At 73.8% G+C, this 22,053-nt stretch carries 17 protein-coding genes; 8 read left to right on the top strand and 9 right to left on the bottom strand.

Translation table 11 applies throughout. The features are described 5' to 3' along the window. From IE94_RS0105520 to secD, 3 genes are all read left to right on the top strand, one after another. Positions 1–810, top strand: coding sequence for a response regulator (locus IE94_RS0105520; RefSeq protein ID WP_425337952.1), 810 nt, complete (start codon positions 1–3; stop codon positions 808–810). A gap of 121 nt (positions 811–931) precedes the next feature. Further along, complete coding sequence (locus tag IE94_RS35225) at positions 932–1,318, top strand: hypothetical protein (RefSeq protein WP_030179008.1); 387 nt, start codon at positions 932–934, stop codon at positions 1,316–1,318. Between the two features lie 81 nt (positions 1,319–1,399). Continuing rightward, positions 1,400–3,805, top strand: coding sequence for a protein translocase subunit SecD (gene secD / locus IE94_RS0105530; protein ID WP_030179011.1), 2,406 nt, complete (start codon positions 1,400–1,402; stop codon positions 3,803–3,805). A gap of 606 nt (positions 3,806–4,411) precedes the next feature. Here secD and IE94_RS0105535 read toward each other — a convergent pair. Next, on the bottom strand, positions 4,412–5,275 hold the full coding sequence (locus IE94_RS0105535) for a GntR family transcriptional regulator (RefSeq protein WP_030179014.1): 864 nt from the start codon (positions 5,273–5,275) through the stop codon (positions 4,412–4,414). 168 nt (positions 5,276–5,443) lie between these two features. Between IE94_RS0105535 and IE94_RS0105540 the strand changes: the two genes are divergently transcribed. After that, the gene (locus IE94_RS0105540) at positions 5,444–6,289 is read left to right on the top strand and encodes a (2Fe-2S)-binding protein (protein ID WP_030179016.1); all 846 of its coding nucleotides are present in this window, start codon (positions 5,444–5,446) and stop codon (positions 6,287–6,289) included. A 257-nt stretch (positions 6,290–6,546) separates the two neighbouring features. Beyond that, positions 6,547–7,611, top strand: coding sequence for a DUF2637 domain-containing protein (locus tag IE94_RS0105545; protein WP_030179018.1), 1,065 nt, complete (start codon positions 6,547–6,549; stop codon positions 7,609–7,611). A 92-nt stretch (positions 7,612–7,703) separates the two neighbouring features. On the opposite strand, the gene IE94_RS0105550 is transcribed toward IE94_RS0105545, so the two are convergent. From IE94_RS0105550 to IE94_RS0105560, 3 genes are all read right to left on the bottom strand, one after another. Beyond that, positions 7,704–8,117 (bottom strand): ATP-binding protein, encoded by a 414-nt coding sequence (locus tag IE94_RS0105550; RefSeq protein WP_030179020.1) that lies wholly within the window; start codon positions 8,115–8,117, stop codon positions 7,704–7,706. Between the two features lie 143 nt (positions 8,118–8,260). After that, positions 8,261–10,003 (bottom strand): pyruvate dehydrogenase, encoded by a 1,743-nt coding sequence (locus IE94_RS0105555; RefSeq protein ID WP_030179022.1) that lies wholly within the window; start codon positions 10,001–10,003, stop codon positions 8,261–8,263. Between the two features lie 28 nt (positions 10,004–10,031). Continuing rightward, entirely contained in the window at positions 10,032–11,870 is a 1,839-nt protein-coding gene (locus tag IE94_RS0105560) for a protein phosphatase 2C domain-containing protein (protein ID WP_030179024.1), read from the bottom strand. Positions 11,871–12,159: 289 nt separating this feature from the next. On the opposite strand from IE94_RS0105560, the gene IE94_RS0105565 reads away from it, so the two are divergent. Then, positions 12,160–13,143 carry a helix-turn-helix transcriptional regulator gene (locus IE94_RS0105565; protein WP_030179026.1) on the top strand — a complete coding sequence of 328 codons (984 nt, stop codon included), beginning with the start codon at positions 12,160–12,162 and terminating at the stop codon, positions 13,141–13,143. A 61-nt stretch (positions 13,144–13,204) separates the two neighbouring features. Further along, positions 13,205–13,687: a DUF456 domain-containing protein gene (locus IE94_RS0105570; protein WP_030179027.1), complete on the top strand. Its 483-nt coding sequence runs from the start codon at positions 13,205–13,207 to the stop codon at positions 13,685–13,687. Here the strand turns inward: IE94_RS0105570 and IE94_RS0105575 are convergent. The 5 genes from IE94_RS0105575 to IE94_RS0105595 all read right to left on the bottom strand — a co-directional run bounded on the left by IE94_RS0105575 (position 13,650) and on the right by IE94_RS0105595 (position 20,678). After that, on the bottom strand, positions 13,650–14,174 hold the full coding sequence (locus IE94_RS0105575; RefSeq protein ID WP_030179032.1) for a methylated-DNA--[protein]-cysteine S-methyltransferase: 525 nt from the start codon (positions 14,172–14,174) through the stop codon (positions 13,650–13,652). The two genes, IE94_RS0105570 and IE94_RS0105575, sit on opposite strands and share 38 nt — an antisense overlap. Next, entirely contained in the window at positions 14,171–15,610 is a 1,440-nt protein-coding gene (locus tag IE94_RS0105580; protein ID WP_030179034.1) for a DNA-3-methyladenine glycosylase 2 family protein, read from the bottom strand. Before IE94_RS0105580 ends, IE94_RS0105575 begins: the two co-directional genes overlap by 4 nt. Positions 15,611–15,719: 109 nt before the next feature. Further along, positions 15,720–16,841, bottom strand: coding sequence for a ribosome small subunit-dependent GTPase A (rsgA, locus tag IE94_RS0105585; RefSeq protein WP_030179035.1), 1,122 nt, complete (start codon positions 16,839–16,841; stop codon positions 15,720–15,722). Between the two features lie 318 nt (positions 16,842–17,159). Further along, on the bottom strand, positions 17,160–19,124 hold the full coding sequence (locus IE94_RS0105590) for a YncE family protein (protein WP_030179037.1): 1,965 nt from the start codon (positions 19,122–19,124) through the stop codon (positions 17,160–17,162). Between the two features lie 225 nt (positions 19,125–19,349). Further along, positions 19,350–20,678 (bottom strand): radical SAM protein, encoded by a 1,329-nt coding sequence (locus tag IE94_RS0105595; protein ID WP_030179040.1) that lies wholly within the window; start codon positions 20,676–20,678, stop codon positions 19,350–19,352. A gap of 106 nt (positions 20,679–20,784) precedes the next feature. On the opposite strand from IE94_RS0105595, the gene aldO reads away from it, so the two are divergent. Then, on the top strand, positions 20,785–22,041 hold the full coding sequence (aldO, locus tag IE94_RS0105600; RefSeq protein ID WP_030179042.1) for an alditol oxidase: 1,257 nt from the start codon (positions 20,785–20,787) through the stop codon (positions 22,039–22,041). The last annotated feature ends 12 nt before the right edge of the window (positions 22,042–22,053 follow it).

The raw sequence follows: 22,053 nt of genomic DNA on the forward strand, positions 1-22,053 counted from the left end.
ATGTCCGACCCGTCCCTGTCCGAGCCGTCGCGGTCCTCCGTGCCGTCGCCGTCCCCGTCCGCGCCGTCCTCGTCCGAGGTGTCCGCGGCGTCGGCGTACGGCCGGTCGGCGTACGGCCGGTCCGCGATGCCCGCGCCCGGCCCGGACCCGGCGTCCGCCCCCGCGAAGATCCGCATCCTGCTCGCCGACGACCACGCGCTGGTGCGCCGGGGTGTGCGGCTCATCCTCGACCGGGAGCCTGACCTGGAAGTGGTGGCCGAGGCCGGGGACGGCGCGGAGGCCATCGACATGGCGCGGGCCCACGAGGCCGACCTCGCGGTCCTGGACATCGCGATGCCCCGCCTCACCGGTCTCCAGGCGGCCCGCGAACTGGCCGCGCTGAAACCGGGGCTGCGCATCCTGATGCTGACGATGCACGACAACGAGCAGTACCTGTTCCAGGCGCTGAAGTCCGGCGCCTGCGGATACGTGCTCAAGTCGGTCGCCGACCGGGACCTGGTCGCCGCCTGCCGGGCCGCGATGCGCGACGAGCCCTTCCTGTACCCGGGCGCGGTGACGGCGCTCATCCGCAACTACCTCGACCGGGTGCGGCACGGCGAGGAGACCTCCGACCACATCCTCACGCCGCGCGAGGAGGAGGTCCTCAAGCTCGTCGCCGAGGGCCACTCCTCGAAGGAGATCGCCGAGATCCTCTTCATCAGCATCAAGACCGTCCAGCGGCACCGGGCGAACCTGCTGCAGAAGCTCGGCCTGCGCGACCGCCTGGAGCTGACCCGGTACGCCATCCGTGCCGGGCTCATCGAGCCCTGACGGTCCTCCGCCCCGAACCGCCCCCCGCCCCGAACCGCCCGTGGCCCTGGCCGCCCACTCCCCGGCCGGAGCCACGGGCCCCTCCCCCGGCCCGCTCACCCACCACGGAAGGGAACGGCGCATGCGCCACCGCCTCGCGACGGTGCTCACGGTGCTGCTGACCGTTCTGCTGCCCCTGGTCCCGGCCTGGCCCGCGGCCGGCGCCCAGGTGGGCCCCGGCGGCCCCCTCGTGGCAGCCGCCGCCACGGCCGTTCCCCACCCGGCCCTCGATCTCCACGCGGACGACGGCTGCACGCCGGTCTGCGCCGCCCAGCCCCGGGCCCGGCACGACCAGCCGGGCGAGCGTCCGGCGGCTCCCGACCAGCCCGCGGCCACCGCAGCGCACGCCGCGGGCGCCGCGCCCGGGGCCCGCGCACACACCTCGGCGGCACCCGGTCCGGTGCCGGTCTCCCCCGGCCGCACACGTCACGACAGCGGCCGGGCGCCGCCCGTCTCCTCCGGCGACTGAGACGCACACCCGACCCCTGTCATCTTCTTCCGCCGCGGCCGCGCTCGGCCGCCGCCGCGGCGTGCCCGCCGGAGGCCCGTGTTGACACGCTCCCGTCCCCCTTCCCGCGCCCGTTCGCGGTCCCGCTCCCGTTCCCGTTCCCGTTCCCTGAACGTCCGTGCGCTCCTCGCGCTCGCCGTGATGGCCGCGTCCGTGGCCATCGCCCTGACCATGCCGGTCCGCCTCGGCCTCGATCTGCGCGGCGGCACCCAGATCGTGCTGGAGACCAAGTCCACCGACACCGCCAAGGCCGACCGGGCGGCCACCGACCGCACGGTGGAGGTGCTGCGCGGCCGCATCGACGCCCTCGGTGTCGCCGAGCCGACCATCGTCCGCTCCGGCGAGAACCGTGTCGTCGTCGAACTGCCGGGCGTACAGGACCCGAGGAAGGCCGCCGACGTACTGGGCCGCACCGCGCAGCTCACCGTCCACTCGGTGCTCGGCGCGGCGGAGAGCGCCGGGGAGGGAGCCGGGGGCACGGAGGAGAAGGCGTCCGGTGCCGAAGGCGAGCGGGTGCTGCCCGACGAGTCCGGGCAGTCCCTGCGGCTGAAGGCCGCCACGCTCACCGGGCAGGACGTCAAGGGCGCCGACGCCCGCTTCGACCAGCAGAACGGCGCGGGCTGGCACGTCACCGTCGACTTCAAGGACGCCGGCAGCGACCGCTGGGCCCGGGTGACGGGCGAGGCGGCCTGCCACCCGGCCGGTGATCCCGAGCGCCGGGTCGCCATCGTGCTCGACGACAAGATCATCTCTTCGCCGCAGGTCGACCCCTCCGTGTCCTGCGGGGCGGGCATCACCGGCGGCTCCACCCAGATCACCGGCTCCTTCGACGACGCCGAGGCCCGCGAACTGGCCCTGCTGATCAAGGGCGGCGCGCTGCCGGTGCCGGTCGAGACCATCGAGCAGCGCACCATCGGCGCCACCCTGGGCGACGAGGCCATCTCGGCCGGTGCCTGGGCCGCCGTCATCGGCACCGCGCTGACCGCGCTGTTCATCATCGTCGTCTACCGGCTGATGGGCGCCCTGGCGACGGTGGCCCTGCTCTGCTACGGCCTGATCTCCTACGCCGCCCTGGCCGCGGTCGGCGCGACCCTGACCCTGCCGGGTCTCGCGGGCTTCGTGCTGGCGATCGGCATGGCGGTGGACGCCAACGTCCTCGTCTTCGAGCGGGCCCGCGAGGAACAGGCGGCCCGTACGCGCCCGAGCACACGGTCGGCGCTGACCGCCGGTTTCCGCAGCGCCTTCAGCGCGATCGCCGACTCCAACATCACCACGCTGATCGCCGCCGCCCTGCTGTTCTTCCTGGCGTCCGGCCCGGTGAAGGGCTTCGGTGTCACCCTCGGCATCGGTGTGCTGGCGTCGATGGTCAGCGCCCTGGTCATCACGCGGGTGCTAGCCGAGTTCGCCGCGAGCCGTCCGGCGGTCTTCCGCCGTCCCCGCATCACCGGTATCTCCTCCACCGGTCCGGTCCGGGACGCGCTGCTGCGCCGCGACCCGTTCCTGATGCGCCGGCCGCGCCGCTGGCTGGCGGCCTCGCTGGTCGTCCTCGTGGTGGCGGGCTCCGGCATCCTGGTGCGGGGCCTGAACTTCGGCATCGAGTTCACCGGCGGGCGGCTCATCGAGTACTCCACCGCCACCCAGGTCGATCCCGACCGGGCCCGCGACGCCCTCGCCGACGCGGGCTTCCCGCGCGCCGTCGTCCAGTCCTCGGGGGACGGCGACCTCACGGTGCGCACGGAGGAGCTGACCGACGCCGAGGCGGCGACCGTCACGAAGGCCGTCGCCGAGCTGGGCGGCGAGACTGAGCAGGTCCGCGACGAGCTGATCGGCCCGAGCCTCGGCGAGGAACTGCGCCGGGACGCCCTGATCGCCCTCGGTCTGGCGCTGGCCGCCCAGCTGGCGTACCTCGCGGTCAGGTTCCGCCTGCTGTTCGGCACCGCGGCGGTCGGTGCGCTGGCCCACGACGTCGTCATCCTGGCGGGGGTGTTCGCCTGGCTGGGCAAGCCGATCGACGGGGTGTTCCTGGCCGCGCTGCTGACCGTGATCGGCTACTCGGTCAACGACTCGGTGGTCCTCTTCGACCGCGTCCGGGAGCTGCTGGGCAAGGAACGCAGGGCGCCGTTCGACCGGCTCACCAACGACGCGATCCTGCAGACCCTGCCGCGCACGGTCAACACGGGCATGGGCGCGGTACTTATCCTCGCCTCGCTGGCGGTCCTGGCCGACGACTCGCTCACCGACTTCGCGCTCGCGCTGCTGATCGGCGTGGCAGTCGGCACGTACTCGTCGGTCTTCACCGCCTCCCCCCTGGCCATCGCACTACACGGCCGCGACACCGGCTCCCGCCCCGCCCGCCGCGGAGGCGCCAGGAACCACGGCACGGCGAGGCCGGCCCGCCCCGGGAAACAGCCGGCCACGAGCCGCACGGAACGGCAGGAGGTGCCGTAGGAACGGGCGCCCCCGCGCCGTCAGGTGCTCGCCCCTCCGGGCGACCCCGACGACAGGCTCCCCCTCCCCGCGCAGTCAACCCTCGGGGCGGGCCACCTCGCGACGGCAGCCGATCCCGCCCGGGCAGACACCCCAGCCCGGCGGGACGGCCCCGCCGTGCGAGCGCCCCAGCCGGGCGCACAGCCCCGTCGTCCGTACTGCCCCGCCGGGCGGGGAGCCCCGGGCGATCGGGCCGAATGGGCGGCGAGGCGGCAGGCGACGCCACCCGCGAGGCGAACCCGCCGGGCAGACCACCTCGTAACGACAGCCGATCCCGCCCGGGCAGACACCCCAGCCCGGCGGGACGGCCCCGCCGTGCGAGCGCCCCAGCGGCGCCCGTGTACAGCCCTGCCGTACGGACAGCCCCGCCCTGCGGGGAGCCCCGCGACGGCAGGCGGTCGGGCGCCGGTTGGGCCGCAAGGCGGCGGGGGACCGAGCCGCCGGGCGTCCCCGCGGGGCGGGCGGGCCCGCGAGAGCGGCCGGCCCAGGCGCGTGTGGCCTCGGGCAGCGGGGGGCCCGCGCAGGGGAGCGTAACGTCGCGCTGAGGCCCCGCGCCGGGGCCCCGGTTCAGAGGGTGCTCGTGAAGTGGTCCCCCACCAGAGCCCGCACCGCGGCCGCGTCGCCGGCGATCAGCGCGTCCAGGAGTGCGGTGTGCTGGTGTGCGTCGGTGACCAGGTCGGCCCGGCCGCGCACGGAGGGCGAGCCGGACGGGGGCCACTGGGCGCGGCGGTGCACGTCGCCCGCGATCCGGACGAGCTGTTCGTTGCCGGCCAGCGCGAGCACGGCGCGGTGGAAGGCGCGGTCGGCCTCGGCGTAGGAGGCCGGACAGCCGGAGGACGCGGCCCGGACCGTGGCCTCGGCGAGGGGACGCAGCTCCGCCCAGCGCTCGGCGGTCACCGTACGGGCGAGGCGGAGCCACACCGGGGCCTCGATCAGGGCCCGGACCTCGGCCAGCTCGGCCAGCTCGCGGTCGCCGCGTTCGACGACGCGGAAGCCTCGGTTGGGGACGACCTCGACGGCGCCCTCCAGAGCGAGCTGCTGCATGGCCTCCCGTACCGGCGTGGCCGAGACGCCGAACCGCTCGCCGAGCACGGGCGCCGAGTACACCTCCCCGGGCCGCAGCTCACCGGTGACCAGCGCGGAGCGCAGGGCGTCGAGGATCTGTCCGCGCACCGAGGAGCGCTGGACGAGGGCCCGAGGGCGGGAGACGGCGAAGGGACCGGGTCCGGACGAACCCGGCGCGGGCGGTTCGCCGTGGGTGTGCTCGCCGCGCGCCCCGTCGGCCGGACGTCCGGCGCCGGGCGTCCGGCCGCGGTCGTTCCGGCCCCGGGACACGTCCGCCGCTTCGGGCTGCGCCGGGACCCGTACCGCTTCGGCCGCCGCGGCCGTACGCGTACCCGTTCCTGCGGCGCCCTGCGCGCTGTGCTTCACGGGTCCTCCTGCGGGACGTGTCGGTACTTGAGGTCATTGCGGCGGGTTGTCACCTGTCCGTCAAGCACCATAAGCGCAGGGGCCGTCAGTTCAAATCCCAAGCATCTTGGGTAAGGTAAGGCTTACCTCTAAGCTGCCCGTTGTCCCGACGTGGATCGGTGGTCCCGCATGCCTGTCGCCCGCACGGCCTTCACGGACGCCTACGCACGCCTGTCCGAGGTCCTCCCCGGGCTGGGCGTCACCGAACTGTCCGCGGCCGACGGGGTGCCGGACGGCGAGGGCTGGGTCACGGCCGCCGCGCTCGCCGCGGGCGGGCCGGAGCTGGCGGCCTTCCTCGCCTGGGACGAGGCCCAGGTGCTGCGGGACTACGGACAGCGGGCCCGGCCGGACGTGATCGCGAGCTTCGGCCTGCACCGGTACGCGTGGCCGGCCTGTCTGCTGATCACCGTGCCGTGGTTCCTGCACCGACGGGTGCCCCGCCACCCCGCGGCCCACGTGGCCTACGACCGCACGGCCGCCGGACTCCCCCTCGGCCGGATGGCCGTGCGCGCCGCCTCGTTCGCCTGCCTGCCCGGCGACCCCGCCGCCGATCTGCCCGGTGCCCGGGTGGTCGCCGACGAGGAGGCCCTGCGCGCCGAGGTGCGGGCCGCGGTCGCCGAGCACCTGGAGCCGGTCCTGGCCGGATTCGGCCCCCGGATGCGGCGGCGCGGACGCGCCCTGTGGGGCATGGCGACCGACGAGGTCGTCGAGGGCCTGTGGTACGTCGCCCATCTGCTCGACGAACAGGAGCGGGCGCGGCACGAGCTGGAGCTGCTGCTGCCGGGCGCGACCAAGCCGTACGTCGGCAGCGCGGCGTTCCGCGAACTGAAGGGTCCGGACGGCGAACCGCTGCACACCCGGGACCGGGCGAGCTGCTGCATGTTCTACACCCTGCGCCCCGAGGACACCTGCGCCACCTGCCCGCGCACCTGCGACGCGGACCGCGTGGGCAAGCTGCTCGCCACGGCCGGCTGACGCACCGTCGGTTAAGATCGTCCGCGTTGTTTCACCCTTTCCCCACGCGTCGCGGGAACTTTCCGTGGAACCACTCGTACGGGTAGTCTTATTCGAACTCAACTCCCGCCCATCATGCGGCAGTTCGAGCAGAACGCCGCTCTGGGCACCCCCTCTGCACTCCCTTGGCGGCCTCTTGCCTCGAAACCCCCTGAGGGCCGCCGGGTTTGGGCCACCATGGCGGGCGTTACGCCCTATCCCACTGCAAGGGACCCCTGATGAGATTGACCGACATATCGCTGAACTGGCTGCTTCCGGGCGCCGTGCTGCTCCTGGGCATGCTGGCGGCGGTGGCGGTGCTGGCGCGCGGCAAGCGTTCCTCGGGGAAGGACGCGGGCGCGGACGACTCGTGGGAGCGCATGGAGGAGCGCCGCCGGCGCAAGGAGGCCCTCTACGGCACGTTCTCCTACGTCCTGCTCTTCTGCTGTGCCGCGGTCGCCGCGGCGCTCTCCTTCCACGGTCTGGTCGGCTTCGGCGAGCAGAACCTCGGCCTGAGCGGCGGCTGGCAGTACCTGGTCCCGTTCGGGCTCGACGGTGCGGCGATGTTCTGCTCCGTCCTCGCGGTGCGCGAGGCCAGCCACGGTGACGCGGCGCTCGGCTCGCGGATACTGGTGTGGGCCTTCGCCTTCGCCGCGGCCTGGTTCAACTGGGTGCACGCGCCCCGCGGCCTGGGGCACGCCGGTGCCCCGCACTTCTTCGCGGGCATGTCCCTGTCGGCGGCGGTGCTGTTCGACCGCGCCCTGAAGCAGACCCGCCGGGCCGCGCTGCGCGAGCAGGGTCTGGTGCCGCGTCCGCTGCCGCAGATCCGCATGGTCCGCTGGCTGCGCGCGCCCCGCGAGACGTACCGCGCCTGGTCGCTGATGCTCCTGGAGGGCGTGCGCAGCCTGGACGAGGCGGTCGAGGAGGTGCGCGACGACCGGCGCCAGAAGGAGGAGAAGAAGCTGCGGCGCCGCGAGCAGGAGCGACTGGAGCGGGCGCAGCTCAAGGCGATCAGCCGGGGGCACGGCCAGCGCGGCTTCCCCGGGCGCGGCGGCCGTCAGGTCGAGGTCGAGGTGCAGCAGGTCGAGCGGGGCTCGGAACGCGCCACCGCGGAGCCTGCCATATCGGCCCCGGAGCAACTGCCCGCGGTCGGCCGGCGGCCCTCCCTGCAGCCCGTACGGAGCGGGTCTGAGCAGATGACGGTGGAGACCGTCGACCTCACCGCGGAGGACGACACCCAGGCCCTGCCCCGCCTGGACTCCCTGGAGCGCAAGCTCAAGGACTTGGAGCAGCAGTTCGGCTAGGACGAAACGCGTTGACCCCCATGAGGCGTTGAACGCGATGCCCGCGGTGGACGCGGTGAACGGATGATCTGAGGCGCCGGGTTTCCGGCGCCTCAGGCCGCTTCCGCGCCGGTTTCGGCGCCCAGTTCGAACCAGACCGACTTGCCCACCTCGCACGGCCGGACGCCCCAGTCGTCGGCGAGCGACTCGACCAGGACCAGCCCTCTGCCGCTGGTGCTCTCCTCCCGGGGTGCGCGTGGCCGGGGCTGCCGCCCGTGGCCCACGAAGTCCCGTACCTCGACCCGCAGGGCACGCGGCCCGACCGTCGCGGTCAGGACGGCCCCCTCCTCGGTGTGCACGAGTGCGTTGGTGACCAGCTCGCTGGTGAGCAGCTCCGCGACTTCGGACTGCCCGGGCTCGCCCCAGTGCCGCAGCAGCTCACGCAGCGCCCGCCGGGCCTCGGGCACCGCCCGCAGGTCCGCCCGGCCGAGCCGCTTCCTGAGCTGTGGCACCGCCTGCTCCTTCATGTCCCCCGTCGGCGCGCTGATGTCGTCTCCCCCTGTCTGTCCCGCTCCGGCCCGTCCCGCTCCGGTCGAACATCTTCACGGGGAAAGCCTTGCCCGTTCGGGCCCTCGCCAGTCATCCGGTTTCGGACCGGCTGTCCGTACGGTCACGGCCGGGGGACGTTGCGCAGGTTCGAACGGGCCATCTGGAGCATGCGTCCGACGCCGCCGTCCAACACGATCTTCGAGGCGGACAGGGCGAAGCCGGTGACCATGTCGGCGCTGATCTTCGGCGGGATGGACAGGGCGTTGGGATCGGTGACGACGTCGACGAGGGCGGGGCCCTTGTGCTTGAACGCCGCCTTCAGGGCCCCCGCCAGGTCCTTGGGCTTCTCCACCCGTACGCCGAAGACTCCGCACGCCTCGGCGACGGCGGCGAAGTCGGGGTTCTTGTTGGCCACGCCGTGCGAGGGCAGGCCCGCGACGAGCATCTCCAACTCCACCATGCCGAGGGAGGAGTTGTTGAAGAGCACGATCTTCACCGGCAGATCGTGCTGGACGAGGGTGAGGAAGTCGCCCATCAGCATGGTGAACCCGCCGTCGCCGGACATCGACACGACCTGCCGGCGCCGGTCGGTGAACTGGGCGCCGATCGCCATCGGCAGCGCGTTCGCCATCGAACCGTGGGAGAAGGAACCGATGATGCGGCGGCGCCCGTTGGGCGAGACGTAACGAGCCGCCCAGACATTGCACATCCCGGTGTCGACGGTGAACACCGCGTCGTCGTCGGCCATCTCGTCCAGCAGCGCGGCCACGTACTCGGGGTGGATCGGCACGTGCTTGTCGACCTTGCGGGTGTACGCCTTGACCACGCCCTCCAGGGCGTCCGCGTGCTTCTTCAGCATCCGGTCGAGGAAGCGGCGGCTCTTCTTCTCCTTGATCCGCGGGATCAGGCACCGCAGCGTCTCCCGTGCGTCGCCCCACACCGCGAGGTCCAGCTTGGAGCGCCGCCCCAGGTGCTCGGGCCGCACGTCGATCTGGGCGATCTTCACGTCGTCCGGCAGGAAGGCGTTGTACGGGAAGTCGGTGCCGATCAGGAGCAGCAGGTCGCACTCGTGGGTGGCCTCGTAGGCGGCGCCGTAACCGAGCAGCCCGCTCATGCCGACGTCGTACGGATTGTCGTACTGGATGAATTCCTTGCCCCGCAGGGCGTGGCCGACCGGTGCCTTGAGCTTCCCGGCGAACTCCATGACCTCGGCGTGCGCGCCGGCGGTGCCGCTGCCGCAGAACAGGGTGACCTTGTCGGCGTCGTCGATCATCCGCACCAGCCGGTCGATCTCCTCGTCGCCGGGGCGGACGGTGGGCCGGGAGGTGACGAGCGCCGTCTCGGCGGCCTTCTCCGGGGCGGGCTCGTCGGCGATGTCGCCGGGCAGCGAGACCACGCTCACGCCGCCCTGACCGACGGCGTGCTGGATGGCGGTCTGCAGCAGCCGGGGCATCTGCTTCGGGCTGGAGATCAGCTCGCTGTAGTGACTGCACTCCCGGAACAGCTGGTCGGGGTGGGTCTCCTGGAAGAAGCCCAGGCCGATCTCGCTGGAGGGGATCTGGGAGGCGAGGGCGAGGACGGGGGCCATGGAGCGGTGGGCGTCGTAGAGCCCGTTGATGAGGTGGAGGTTGCCGGGGCCGCAGGAACCGGCGCACGCCGCCAGTTTCCCCGTGATCTGGGCCTCCGCCCCGGCGGCGAAGGCGGCGGTCTCCTCGTGCCGCACGTGCACCCATTCGATGCCGGAGTGGCGGCGCACGGCGTCCACGATGGGGTTGAGGCTGTCCCCGACGACTCCGTAGAGGCGCTCGACCCCGGCGCGGGTGAGGATGTCGACGAACTGTTCCGCGACGTTCTGTTTGGCCATGGGTCCAGCTATGCCACAGCGAGCGGTCTCACGCCTCCCACACGGCGGCGGCCGTGCGGTCGTCCGCGTATCCCTTGACCCGGACGCCGGTGTCCGCGAGGAACTCCCCGAGTCCCGCCGCCGGGCGGCCCGCCCATCGCCGGGCGAGGAGTTCGCCCAGTCGGGGCTCGCTCAGCAGCGGCTCGGCGAGGCCCGCGGTGCACATCAGGAGCACATCACCCGGCCGGGCTACGGAGGCCCGGAAGCGGAAGGGTTCGCGGGGCGGCTCGGCGGGCGGGCCGTCGCGGGGGCCCGGGGCGGTGGTGATGCCGAGGTCCATGGTGAACCGGTCGCCCTCGGGCGTCTGGCTCGGCGCGTCGTCGCGGGTGCCGCCGGGCGGGCCCCCGAACGCGCCCCGGGGTGCGGAACCGAAGCCGAGGACGGGCGCGCCGGTGACATCACCGGCGTCCGGCTCCATGTCCTGCCAGGTGCCGCCGCGCAGCCGGAGCAGTCCGCCCGCGCCGACGCCGAAGAAGACCCGCGTGCGGCACCCGGGGTCGGCGGGCAGCAGCAGGCAGCGCAGGGTGGCCGCGTACTCGTCCGGGGCGAGGCCCTGTTCGGCGGCGCCGGCCCGGAGCCGGCCGAGGCTGCGGTCGGTGAGGCGGTGCAGGCCGGACTTCAGGTCGCCGCGCCGGGCGGCCCGCAGGTCCTCGGCGAGGCGGGCGTGGCTGCGGCCCACGGCCCGTCCGATCCACCGGCACACCTCGGCCGCCGCCCGGTGCGCCCCGGCGGTGGCACGGGCGCCGGTCGCCATGGCCACCAGGACCAGCGCCTGCTCACCGGCGCCGAACCGGGCGACGAGCAGCGCGTCGCGCCGCGGCTCGCCCCGGTAACGCGCGGAGTCCCCCCGCACGGAGACGGCCCGCAGCGTGCAGGTCCCGTACCGGGCGCCCTCCAGCACGGTGTCCGGGACCAGTCCGTCGAGGCCGTCGGGATCGGCGGGCGGCAGCGCGGTGGGCTCGGAGTCGTAGGTGGGCGGTCCGGTGCCGACGTAGTCGTCGCGGTCGGCGCCGTCGGGGGCGTCCGAGGAGGGGAGGAACGGCGGTGGGAGCGGGGGCAGGTCGGCGACGGTCCGGGGCGGCGGGTCCGCCTCGGGCGGCTCGCTGAGGTCGGCGGGCCCGGTCCCCGAGGTCGTCAGCCCTCGCGGGCCGCCACCCGGGCGCCGCCCACCGGACCCCGGCCCCTGCGCTCCGGACGTCCGACCGACCGCCGCCTCCGGTACGACACCGGACCGCTCCCCCTCCGGCACCCGGCCGGAGGACCCGTCCCCCGACGACGCACCGCCGGACCACCCGGGCGGAGGGCTCACCGGCCCGGGCGGCGGCCCGGGCGGCGGCTCCCACCAGGCCCCGGCCCGGGGCGAGTCCGCGGGACGCGGCGGGGCGCTGCCGGGTGGGGCCTCGTCGGGCCGCGACGGGTGTGCGGGGGGCGACGGGGCGCCACCGGGCGGGGTGCGGTCCTCGGTCTCCGGTATGCGCGCGGACGCCGGTGAGGCGTCGTCGGGTACCGCGTCGTCGGGTACCGCGTCGTCGGAGGCGGAGGCGGAGGCGGAGGTGCGGGGGCCGGGGACGGCGGGGGGTTCGGTCCGCGGCCACCAGGGCTGTCCCGGTGCGGGCCGGGCGGCGTCCGGCAGCGGGCGCCTGGCCGCGGCGCCGGTGCCGGGGTCCGGTCCGCGGGCCACCGTGCCCGACGCCGAGGCGAAGCGGTCGTCCAGGGAATCGGGTGCGGTCGTGGGGCCGGTGTCGTCGGTGCAGTCGTCGTACAGCTGCCCCCACCAGTCGTCCTCAGGATCAGTGGGACCGGTGGGCCTTCCCCCCTGCTGACTCATGCTCCTGATTGTCCACCGACGGAGCCGGATGGAAACGGGGCATCGGGAAATTCGGGCGGACCGGAGTGCGCCGGGCGGCGTGTCGGGGGGCGCGTCGAACACTTCTGCGAGGTGGGGTGGCCGAGCGGCCCCACCCCCCACGGGAGGACCGCTCGGCGACGCCACCTTGGCAGAGTGACCGGCGGTACGGCGATGATGTCCGAAGGCGGGTTTGCGCCGTGGCCGTTTTCCGCCATGGACGTCCCCGCGGCTGGTGGTGATCATCGTTCTCGGGGAGGGGCGACGCCTGATGCTGGGAGTGCTGGGGCTGAAGGACACGCACGAGGCGGCGTACCGGGCGCTGGTGTCGGTGGGCGCGGCCGACCTGCCCGATCTGGCGCGGCGGCTGGCGCTCGGCGAGCGGGACACCGAGCGCGCGCTGCGCCGCCTGGAGCAGAACGGGCTCGCCGCCCAGTCCTCGGCCCGCCCGGGACGCTGGGTCGCGGCCCCGCCGGGTGTCGCGCTGGGCGCCCTGCTCACCCAGCAGCGGCACGAGCTGGAGCGGGCGGAGCTGGCCGCGGCGCTGCTGGCGGAGGAGTACCGGGCGGCGGCGGCCGAGCCCGCGGTGCACGACCTGGTGGAGGTGGTGACCGGCGCCGCCGCCGTCGCCCAGCGCTTCGTCCAGCTCCAGCTCGGCGCGAGCGACGAGGTGTGCGCGCTGGTCACCGACAAGCCGGTGGCCGTGACCGGCATGGAGAACGACGCGGAGGAGCAGGCCACCGGGCGCGGTGTCCGCTACCGGGTGGTGGTCGAGCGGTCGGTCCTCGACCTGCCGACCGGCATCACCGAGCTGTCCGCGGCGCTGGGCCGCGACGAGCAGGTCAGGGTCGTGGACCGGGTGCCGACCAAGCTGATCGTCGCGGACCGCTCCCTCGCCCTGGTGCCGCTCACCGCGCACTCCTCGGAGCCCGCCGCGCTGGTCGTGCACGCCAGCGGCCTGCTCGAACTGCTGTCGGGGCTCTTCGAGGCCGTGTGGCGGGACGCCCTCCCGCTGCGTCTGGGCGCCCGTGGCGTGACCGAGCACGGCCCGGACGCCCCCGACGGCACCGACCTGGAGATCCTCTCCCTGCTGCTCGCCGGACTGACCGACGCGAGCGTCGCCAAGCAGCTCGACCTGGGGCTGCGGACCGTGCAACGGCGGGTGAAGCGTCTGATGGAGCTGACCGGGGTCACCACCCGGCTCCAGCTGGGCTGGCACGCCTACGAGAGGGACTGGGTGGCCAGGAGGCGGTGAGGAGGCCCGGCCCACCGGCCGGACTTCTGCGGACCGGGCCGGACTCCGGCACCCTGGACAGATGGGAGCGGGCGACCTCCTGCTGGCCGGCCTGGTCATCTTGCTCGGGCTGTGCGGCGTCCTGCTGCCCGGCGTGCCCGGAGCGTGGCTGGTGTGGGCCGGGGTGCTGTGGTGGGCGCTGAAGGATCCGCGGCCGCTCGCGTGGGCGGTCCTGGTCGGCGCCACCGTCACGCTGCTGCTGTCCCGGGCGGTGCGCTGGGCGCTGCCCACCCGCAGGAGACGCCGGGACCAGGCCATGCGCCGGCTGACGGCCTACGCGGGCGCGGGCGCCGTCCTCGGCTTCGTCCTGGTGCCCGTACTGGGCGCGATCCCCGGCTTCATGGGCGGCATCTACCTCGCCGAGCGGCTGCGGCTCGGGCGCCACGGCGAGGCGATGGCGTCGCTGCGGACGGCGATGCGCCAGGGCGGCACCGACCTGCTGACCGAGCTGTTCGCGTGCCTGCTGATCACCGGGGCGTGGCTGGGAGCGGTGCTGGCCGGCTGAGCGGGGCGCCCTCCAGCGCCAGCAGCCGCGTCTTGCGTTCCAGCCCGCCCGCGTACCCGGTCAGGGAGCCGTCGGCGCCGATCACCCGGTGGCAGGGGCGCAGGATCAGCAGCGGGTTGGCGCCGATCGCGCCGCCGACCGCGCGCACCGCCGGTCGCGAGGCCCCGATACGGGCGGCGATCTCGCCGTACGTCGTCGTCGCCCCGTAGGGCACCTCGTCCAGGGCGGCCCACACCCGCTCCCGGAAGGCGGTGCCCTCGGCGCGCAGCGGCAGCCGGAAACCGGTCGACTCCCCGCCGAAGTAGGCGTCGAGCTGCTCCACGGCCGCCCGGAAGGGCCCGGCGTCGTGCCGCCAGCCGTCCTGGACGCTCCGGCCGCCCTTCTGGCCGGGCACGGACAGGGAGGTGAGCGCGCCGTCGGGGGCGGCGGTGAGGAGCAGCCGCCCGACGGCGCTGTCCACCTCGTACCAGTACGTCATGGTCGTCATCGGTCGTGCTCCCACTCTCCTGCTGCGCGCAGGTGGTTCAGTGCGTACGAGCGCCAGGGGCGCCAGGTGTCGGGGACGGCGGGGCCGGGCGGGGCGACGTCCGGGTCGCCGAGGGCGCGGGTGCGCACGACGGCGACGGTACGGGCGTCCAGGCCGGGCACGGCGAGCAGGGCGCGCTCGGCACCGTCCCGGTCGGCGCCCGGGTCCAGGCGTACGGTGCCGTCGGCGAGGGCGGCGGCGAGCGCGCCCGGGGTGCCCTCCGGCGCGGCCTCGGCGAGGACGGCCGGTTCGGGGAAGAGGTGGGTGAGGGTGCCGCAGGGCGCGTCGAGCACCTTGCCGTAGCGCCGGACCAGCCGCTCGGCCTCCGCGCGCCCCACCAGCGCCCGCACCGCGAACTCCTCCGGATCGGCGGTGCCCGGTGAGCGCAGCCCTGGGCGGGCGGCGACCAGCGGGGCGAGCCGGGGATCGGCGCCGAGCCGCTCGTCGACGGCGTACGGATCGGCGTCGAGGTCGAACAGCCGCCGCAGCCGCTGCACGGAGGTGGTCAGGTCGCGCAGGTCGCTGAGGTGGAGGCGGGCCTCCAGCCAGCCCCTGCCGGTGCCGGTGCCGCCGGACGGTCCCGGGCACTCCTGGACGGCGACGATCCCGGTGCCGTAGGGCAGGCGCAGGGTGCGCCGGTAGACGCGGCGCCCGGGTCCGCCGCTCACCTCCTCGACGCCGGCCACGGCCTCCCGCTGGAGCAGGTCGAAGACGGGGCCGGGCTGGTAGGGGCCGCGGTGGGCGAGGCGCAGCGGGACACCGGCGGAGGGGGTGGCCGTGCGCCGGGCGGCCCGGTCGCGGGCCGGGGCGGCGGCGCGCAGTTCACTGGGGGTGGCCGCGTACACGGCCCGGACGGTGTCGTTGAACTGCCGCACGCTGGCGAACCCCGACGCGAAGGCGATCTCGGTGACCGGCAGGCCGGTGGTCTGCAACAGGACGCGGGCGGTGTGCGCCCGCTGGGCGCGGGCGAGGGCCACCGGTCCGGCGCCCACTTCGGCGGTGAGCTGCCGCTGCACCTGGCGGGCGCTGTAGCCGAGCCGGACGGCGAGTCCGGCCACGCCCTCGCGGTCGACGACGCCGTCGCCGATCAGCCGCATGGCCCGGCCGACGACGTCGGCGCGGACGTTCCACTCCGCGGAGCCGGGCACGGCGTCGGGGCGGCACCGCCGGCAGGCCCGGAAACCCGAGCCCTGCGCGGCGGCGGCCGTCGCGAAGAACCGCACGTTGCGCCGCTTCGGTGTGACGGCGGGGCAGCTGGGCCGGCAGTAGATGCCGGTCGTCTCGACGGCGAAGAAGAACGCGCCGTCGAACCGGGCGTCCCGGCTCCGCACGGCCTCGTACCGGACGTCGTCGTGCGCGTGCGCATGCTCGGCCGTCCGCGCTGTCGGTGGTGTCACGACTGTCTGTGGAGTCACGACTGTCTGTGGTGTCACGCTGTCCAGTCTCCGCCAGACCGGAGGACCGGGCTGGCGGAAATCGGACATCGCGTCGGGGCCGCCCGGCGGGCTACCGCAAACCGCCCCTCTTGGCCTCCATCGCCGCCTTGCCGAGGGCGCCCCGGCGCTTCCACTCCTTACGGATCTCGGCCCGCACCCGGGCGTCGGTCTTGGCGACGATGCGCTGGTTCTCCCGCATCAGCTTGCGGTAGCTCTCCAGCCGCCGCTCGGGCAGCGCACCGCTGTCGACGGCGGCGAGGACGGCACAGCCCGGCTCGCTCTGGTGGGCGCAGTCGTGGAACCGGCACTGCTCGGCCAGCTCCGCGATCTCGGCGAACACCTGGTCCACCCCGTTGCCCGCGTCCCAGAGCCCGACGCCCCGCAGTCCGGGGGTGTCGATCAGCACGCCCCCGCCGGGCAGGGCGAGGAGGTTGCGGGTGGTGGTGGTGTGCCGGCCCTTGCCGTCGACGTCGCGGATGGCCTGGACCCCCATGACGTCCTCGCCGAGCAGCGCGTTGGCGAGGGTGGACTTGCCGGCGCCGGACTGCCCGAGCAGCACGGCGGTGCCGTCGGAGACGACGGCGGCGAGCACGTCGAGCCCCTCGCCCTGCTCGGCGCTGACGGACAGCACCGGCACCCCGGGCGCGGCGGTCTCCACGTCCTGGACGAGGTGGGCCAGGGTCACCGGGTCGGGCACGAGGTCGGCCTTGGTGAGGACGACCAGGGGCTGTGCCCCGGATTCCCAGGCGAGGGCGAGGAACCGTTCGATCCGGGCGAGGTCCAGCTCGGTCGCGAGCGACACGGCGACGATCGCGTGGTCGACGTTGGCCGCGAGGATCTGCCCCTCGGACCGCTTGGAGGAGGTGGAGCGCACGAAGGCGGTACGGCGCGGCAGGTACGCCCGCACATAGCGCGGGCTGCCGCCCTCGGGGTCGACGGCGGCCCAGTCGCCGGTGCAGACGACGCGCAGCGGGTCGTGCGGCGTGACGAACGCGGTGTCGGCCCGCACGAGGCCGTCCGCGGTGACGACGTCGCACTGCCCGCGGTCGACCCGGACGACCCGGCCGGGCAGGCAGCCCTGCTCGGTGTACGGGGCGAACTCCGCCTCCCAGTCCGCGTCCCAGCCGTACGGCTGAAGCGGATGCGAGGAGGACGTGAGCGGAGAAGACGTGCTCAGAGAAGAGGAATGCAAGGGGTGACCCTTCACAAGGGTGGCCCCGGCACCGCGCCCACGGGCACGGAGGAGGAGTGAGGTCAGCCGGCGGCCACGGAGGTGGACTTGACGAACTTCCGGATGCGGGCAACGCCCGTCGCGGTGACAGCCATCGGTCAACACCTCCAGGATCACGCACAGCAGACAACAGCGGCACGCAGCGGCCGCGAGAACGAACATGAGCCTAGCCACCCGCGCCGACGGCCGCGAGTGCTTTTTCCTCGGCCGGCGCCGCGCGCGTCCACGGCACCGCCGCGGGACGCCGTCCCGGAGGGAGAGACGGCCCGCGGCGGCCGGTCAGTTGGAGAAGTAGAGGTACTTCCAGGCGCCGTACGTGGTGGAGTTCACCGTGTCGCCGGAGCTGCCGTTGACGTACGAGGAGCGGACCCGCGCGCGGATGCCGGACTTGCCCGCGTGGCCGAGGTTGACCGCCGACTTCCCGTTGCTGCCGAGGGCGAAGTACTCACTGCCGGTGTCGTACCACTTGCCGCCCGAGTAGACCTGGAGCTGGAGCCTCTGCTTGCGGCCCTTGTAATAGGTCATCGTCGTGGTGGCGATGGCGTCGGTGTTCTTGTGGAAGTAGGAGTACGTCGTGCCGCCGATCCCGCCGGTCTTGTAGTGCTTGGTGAGGGCCGTGGAGACCTTCACCTTGGCGTAGGCCGTGGCCTTGACCGTCCTCGGGGCGTAGCGGCCGTCTCCCTTGAAGACCGCCGTGAGGGTGGTGTCACGGCTCATGTCGAGGGTGACCCAGAGGTTGCCGCTCTTGTTGACCTTGCCGGTCTTGACCAGCTTCTTCGGCCTGTCGGCGCCGAAGGGGTCGGCCCAGATCTCGACGGAGCGGTTCTTGTACGTGGTGCCGAGGTGGGCGGCGAAGGCGACGTCGGTGCCGTAGGCGTACACCTTGCCGTTGTTGTTCAGGGTCAGGGCCGGAGTCACGCGCGAGACGGCGACCGTGTCGGAGGCGGTCGCCGCCGTGTGCGTCGCGTCGCCGGCGTACGTCACCGTGTACTTCACGGAGCCGCCGGCCGGCGGGGTGTCCTTGAAGGAGAACGTGCCGGCGGTGCCGAGGGTCTTGGTGCCGAGGGACTTGCCCTTCGGCGACTCCAGGTCGGTGCGGGTGACGGTCAGCGGTGTCCCGGCCGGCAGGGCCAGGCCGGAGGCGAGGCTGCCCTTGACGGTGAGGGACTTGCCCCGGGTCGCTGTGGCGGGGGCGTCGGCCTTCAGCGTGGCGACGTACTTGCGCGGCGTGTCGAGGGTGTTGAACTGCATGGCGCCTGCCGAGCCGGTCAGCACGAACAGGGTGCCGCCGTCGTGCGACCAGTCCGTGGAGTGCCCGCCCCAGGGCATCCAGTCGTGCGACAGGTTCCGGATGCTGGGCGGGCGGGTGGGAGCGGCGGCGCTGAAGACGTAGGTGTCGCCGAGGTCGTCGGTGTCCAGGACGGTGGCGGCGACGGTGCCGTCCTCGGCGACGGCGACCGTCTCCGGTTCGGAGGCGACCGGATAGGTGCGCACCTGCGCCAGGTCGGAGAGGCGGTACTCGGTGAGCGCCCGGTTGCCGGGCCCCGCCACGACGACGTTGCGGCCGTCCGGGGTGAGGTCGGCGTCTTTGTAGAAGCCGCCCTTGTCCGCGGAGACCCGGACGGCCGGTGTGCCGGTCGAGATGTCGTAGACGATGATCGGGCCGGAGCTGATGCCGGCGTCGAGGGCGAGCAGGGTTCCCGGGTTGTCGGGGTCGGCGTACAGCCGCGGCGTGGACGCGAAGTCGTGTCCGGCCGCGAGGCCCAGGGTCACGGTCGGGGTCTCGGCCGTCAGGTCGACGACCCCGAGGTCGGAGTCCCACTGGTCCCCGTAGCCGAACCAGAGCCTGCCGTCGGCGAGGGCCAGGCGGGAGGGGGCGGTCTTCTCCCCCGTCGGATACGCGGCGGTCCGCCGGAGGGTCGCCGTGTCGAACGCGGCGATCTCGTCGGCCCCCTCGACCGCGGCGTACAGCGTCGTGGCGTCCGGGCTCAGCTCCAGGTCCCGGACCTGCGCCAGCCCGGTCAGGGTGGCGATGACTTTTCCGGTGTAGTCGGTGACGACGATCCGGTCGTTGTAGGTGTCGCTGAGGTACACGCGGTGATGCGGGCCGTCGACGACGGTGTCCCGCGCGTCCTGGATCGCGAGCGGTCTGCTGGAGTTGGCCGAGGCCGGTGTGGCGCACAGCGCCACGGAGCTGAAGACGAGGGCCAGCGTGGTGGCGGCCGTGAGTGTGCGTCTGCGCACGGTGATTTCGGACCCCCCGGTACGAAGATCGATGAGGTGCCACCGCCCCGAACGGCCGCGCCGGATTCCGCGTTTGACCAGGGGTGCGTGTGGCGAACGCGTGAAGGTTACGCCATGCCACCGACACGACGGGCGAGCGGTGGGCTCGCGGCGGCCCGCCTCGACGAGGCGCGACCGCGTCGACATCGGCGGCGTCGTACCCGGGGCGGTCGGCCCACGCCGCGCTCAGACCTCCACGGGCGCGTCCGCCGGCAGGCTGTCCATGAAGGAGCTGACCGAGAAGACCGCGTTGCCCGCGCCGGGCGGGCCGTAGCCGGGGGGCGAGGAGAGGCCGAAGTCCTCCATGGTCTGGCGGTAGGCCTGGAGCAGGCGGATGTGGTACTCCAGCGGGGCGCCGTCGGGGTTGGTCCTGCCGAGCGGGGTGGTGGGCTCGGGGCACCAGGTGGTGAAGCGGGGCGTGATGCCGTGCGACATGAAGAAGCGCAGGCCCTCGGTGGTGGAGGCGATCGCCTCGTCGACGGTCTTGAAGCCGAAGGGCTCGGCCATCTCCACGCCCGCGACGAAGTTGGGGATGACGTTGCGGGCGCCGAAGACCTCGGTGGAGTCCAGGATGCGCTTGTGCCACTCGTCGCGGCCGACGTAGCGCTCCTTGCCGGGGCAGTACATCTTGAACAGGTACTCGTCCCACACCTCGAAGTTGGGGTGGTAGATCTGCACGCCGTAGTCCTTGAAGCGCCGGACGTCCGGCTTGGGCAGGGCCTGGGCGACGACCTTGCCGATCCAGCGGCCGGGGAAGTGCTCCTCGATGGCCTTGGCGTACCGGCCGTAGAAGTCGGCCTCGTCCAGGCCCTGGACCTTCGAGGTGATCGCGCCGCCGGTGAGCGTGTACGCGGTAGAAATCTTGGCGGTGTCGTACTTGTCGATGATCTCCAGCGCTTCGAGGACCTCGTCGACGTCCTTCACACCGGTGTACGGCCGCCCGGCCGCCTTGTGCTGGCGCCAGTTGTGGTTGATGTCGCAGTACTGGCACTCCTCCTTGGCGCCGAAGTACTGGCAGACGCGGAACGCGGTCAGGTAGATCAGGTAGCCCCACTGGATGGTGGGGGCCACCTCCATGACGGACTTCCCGTTGGAGAGCTTGTGCCGGTAGTACTCGGGCATGGGCGGCACGCCGACGTCGGCGATCCGCCTGCCGTCGAGGTAGAGGCCGAGGACGCCGTCCTCGTTCGCGGCGACCCGGTAGGGCGAGGCCGGGTTCACGCGGACCGAGACGACGGTGCGGCGCAGGTCGTAGGGACCGCCGGTGAGGATGATCTCCTCGGGCGGGCGGCGCAGGGCGGCCTCGCCCAGTTCGGGCAGGGTGCCGTGGTCGAAGGAGAAGATGAAGTACGACTTCGGCTTGACCTCGCCGGCTGCCTCGTTGGTGGTATCGCTCAGTGCCGAGGGGTCGAAGGCGACGCCTCCGCGCAGCAGGTCCTCCTTGAAGACGGCCTCGCGCGGTACGTGCGGGAACCGCTCCATCAGATCCTCGACCAGCGCGGTACGGCTGTCCATCCCGTGTCTCCTCCCGGGTCCGGCGTTCGACTTCTCACGGTATGCCCCCGCAGGAGAGGCTTCCCGCCCGGGGCCCCTCCAGGCGCGCCGGGTAGGTTTCCGCGCTATGAGCGACATCACGGTCACCAACTGGGCCGGCAACATCACGTACACCGCCGAGGAGCTGCTGCGGCCGTCCTCCCTGGACGCGCTGCGGGCCCTGGTGGCGGACAGCGCCCGGGTGCGGGTGCTGGGCAGCGGGCACTCCTTCAACGAGATCGCCGAGCCGGGTGAGGGCGGGGCCCTGCTGTCGCTGGCGGGCCTGCCGTCCGTGGTGGACGTGGACACGGCGGCCCGTACGGTGCGGGTCGGCGGCGGGGTGCGGTACGCCGAGCTGGCCCGGGTGGTGCACGCCCGGGGCCTGGCGCTGGCGAACATGGCCTCGCTGCCGCACATCTCGGTCGCCGGGTCGGTGGCGACCGGCACGCACGGCTCCGGGGTGGGCAACGGTGCGCTGGCCTCGGTGGTGCGCGAGGTGGAGCTGGTCGCGGCGGACGGTTCGACCGTGGTGATCGCGCGGGGCGACGAGCGGTTCGACGGGGCGGTGACCTCGCTCGGCGCGCTGGGCGTGGTGACGTCGCTCACCCTCGATCTGGAGCCGGCCTACGAGGTGGAGCAGCACGTCTTCACCGAGCTGCCGCTGGCCGGGCTGGACCCTGCGACGTTCGAGACGGTGATGGCGGCGGCGTACAGCGTGAGCCTGTTCACCGACTGGCGGGCGCCCGGTTTCCGGCAGGTGTGGCTGAAGCGGCGGACCGACCAGCCGCTGGACGGCTTCCCGTACGCGGTCCCGGCCGCCGAGAAGACGCACCCGGTGCCGGGCATGCCCGCGGTCAACTGCACGGAGCAGTTCGGGGTGCCGGGGCCCTGGCACGAGCGGCTGCCGCACTTCCGCGCCGAGTTCACGCCCAGCAGCGGCGCGGAGCTCCAGTCGGAGTACCTGATGCCCCGGGAGCACGCCGTGCCCGCCCTGCACGCGATGGAGGCGATACGGGAGACGCTCGCGCCGGTGCTGCAGACCTGTGAGATCCGCACGGTGGCGGCCGACGCGCAGTGGCTGAGCCCGTCCTACGGGCGGGACACCGTGGCCGCGCACTTCACCTGGGTCGAGGACACGGCGGCGGTGCTGCCGGTGGTGCGGCGCCTGGAGGAGGCGCTCGCCCCGTTCGCGGCCCGCCCGCACTGGGGGAAGGTGTTCACCGTCCCGGCGGGCGAGCTGCGGGCCCTGTACCCGCGGCTGGCCGACTTCCGGGCGCTGGCCGGGGCGCTGGACCCGGCGGGGAAGTTCGCCAACGCGTTCGTGCGCGGGGTGCTGGCGGGCTGAGCGGCCCGTGCC

The organism is Streptomyces violaceorubidus (assembly GCF_000717995.1).
GTDB lineage: Bacteria > Actinomycetota > Actinomycetes > Streptomycetales > Streptomycetaceae > Streptomyces > Streptomyces violaceorubidus.

Coding starts and splice junctions, on each gene's coding strand:
- IE94_RS0105540 (WP_030179016.1), top strand. CDS start 5,444: ATGCCTGTCGCCCGCACGGCCTTCACGGACGCCTACGCACGCCTGTCC.
- IE94_RS35225 (WP_030179008.1), top strand. CDS start 932: ATGCGCCACCGCCTCGCGACGGTGCTCACGGTGCTGCTGACCGTTCTG.
- IE94_RS0105570 (WP_030179027.1), top strand. CDS start 13,205: ATGGGAGCGGGCGACCTCCTGCTGGCCGGCCTGGTCATCTTGCTCGGG.
- IE94_RS0105545 (WP_030179018.1), top strand. CDS start 6,547: ATGAGATTGACCGACATATCGCTGAACTGGCTGCTTCCGGGCGCCGTG.
- IE94_RS0105550 (WP_030179020.1), bottom strand. CDS start 8,117: ATGAAGGAGCAGGCGGTGCCACAGCTCAGGAAGCGGCTCGGCCGGGCG.
- IE94_RS0105520 (WP_425337952.1), top strand. CDS start 1: ATGTCCGACCCGTCCCTGTCCGAGCCGTCGCGGTCCTCCGTGCCGTCG.
- IE94_RS0105595 (WP_030179040.1), bottom strand. CDS start 20,678: ATGGACAGCCGTACCGCGCTGGTCGAGGATCTGATGGAGCGGTTCCCG.
- aldO (WP_030179042.1), top strand. CDS start 20,785: ATGAGCGACATCACGGTCACCAACTGGGCCGGCAACATCACGTACACC.
- IE94_RS0105555 (WP_030179022.1), bottom strand. CDS start 10,003: ATGGCCAAACAGAACGTCGCGGAACAGTTCGTCGACATCCTCACCCGC.
- IE94_RS0105565 (WP_030179026.1), top strand. CDS start 12,160: ATGCTGGGAGTGCTGGGGCTGAAGGACACGCACGAGGCGGCGTACCGG.
- IE94_RS0105575 (WP_030179032.1), bottom strand. CDS start 14,174: ATGACGACCATGACGTACTGGTACGAGGTGGACAGCGCCGTCGGGCGG.
- IE94_RS0105560 (WP_030179024.1), bottom strand. CDS start 11,870: ATGAGTCAGCAGGGGGGAAGGCCCACCGGTCCCACTGATCCTGAGGAC.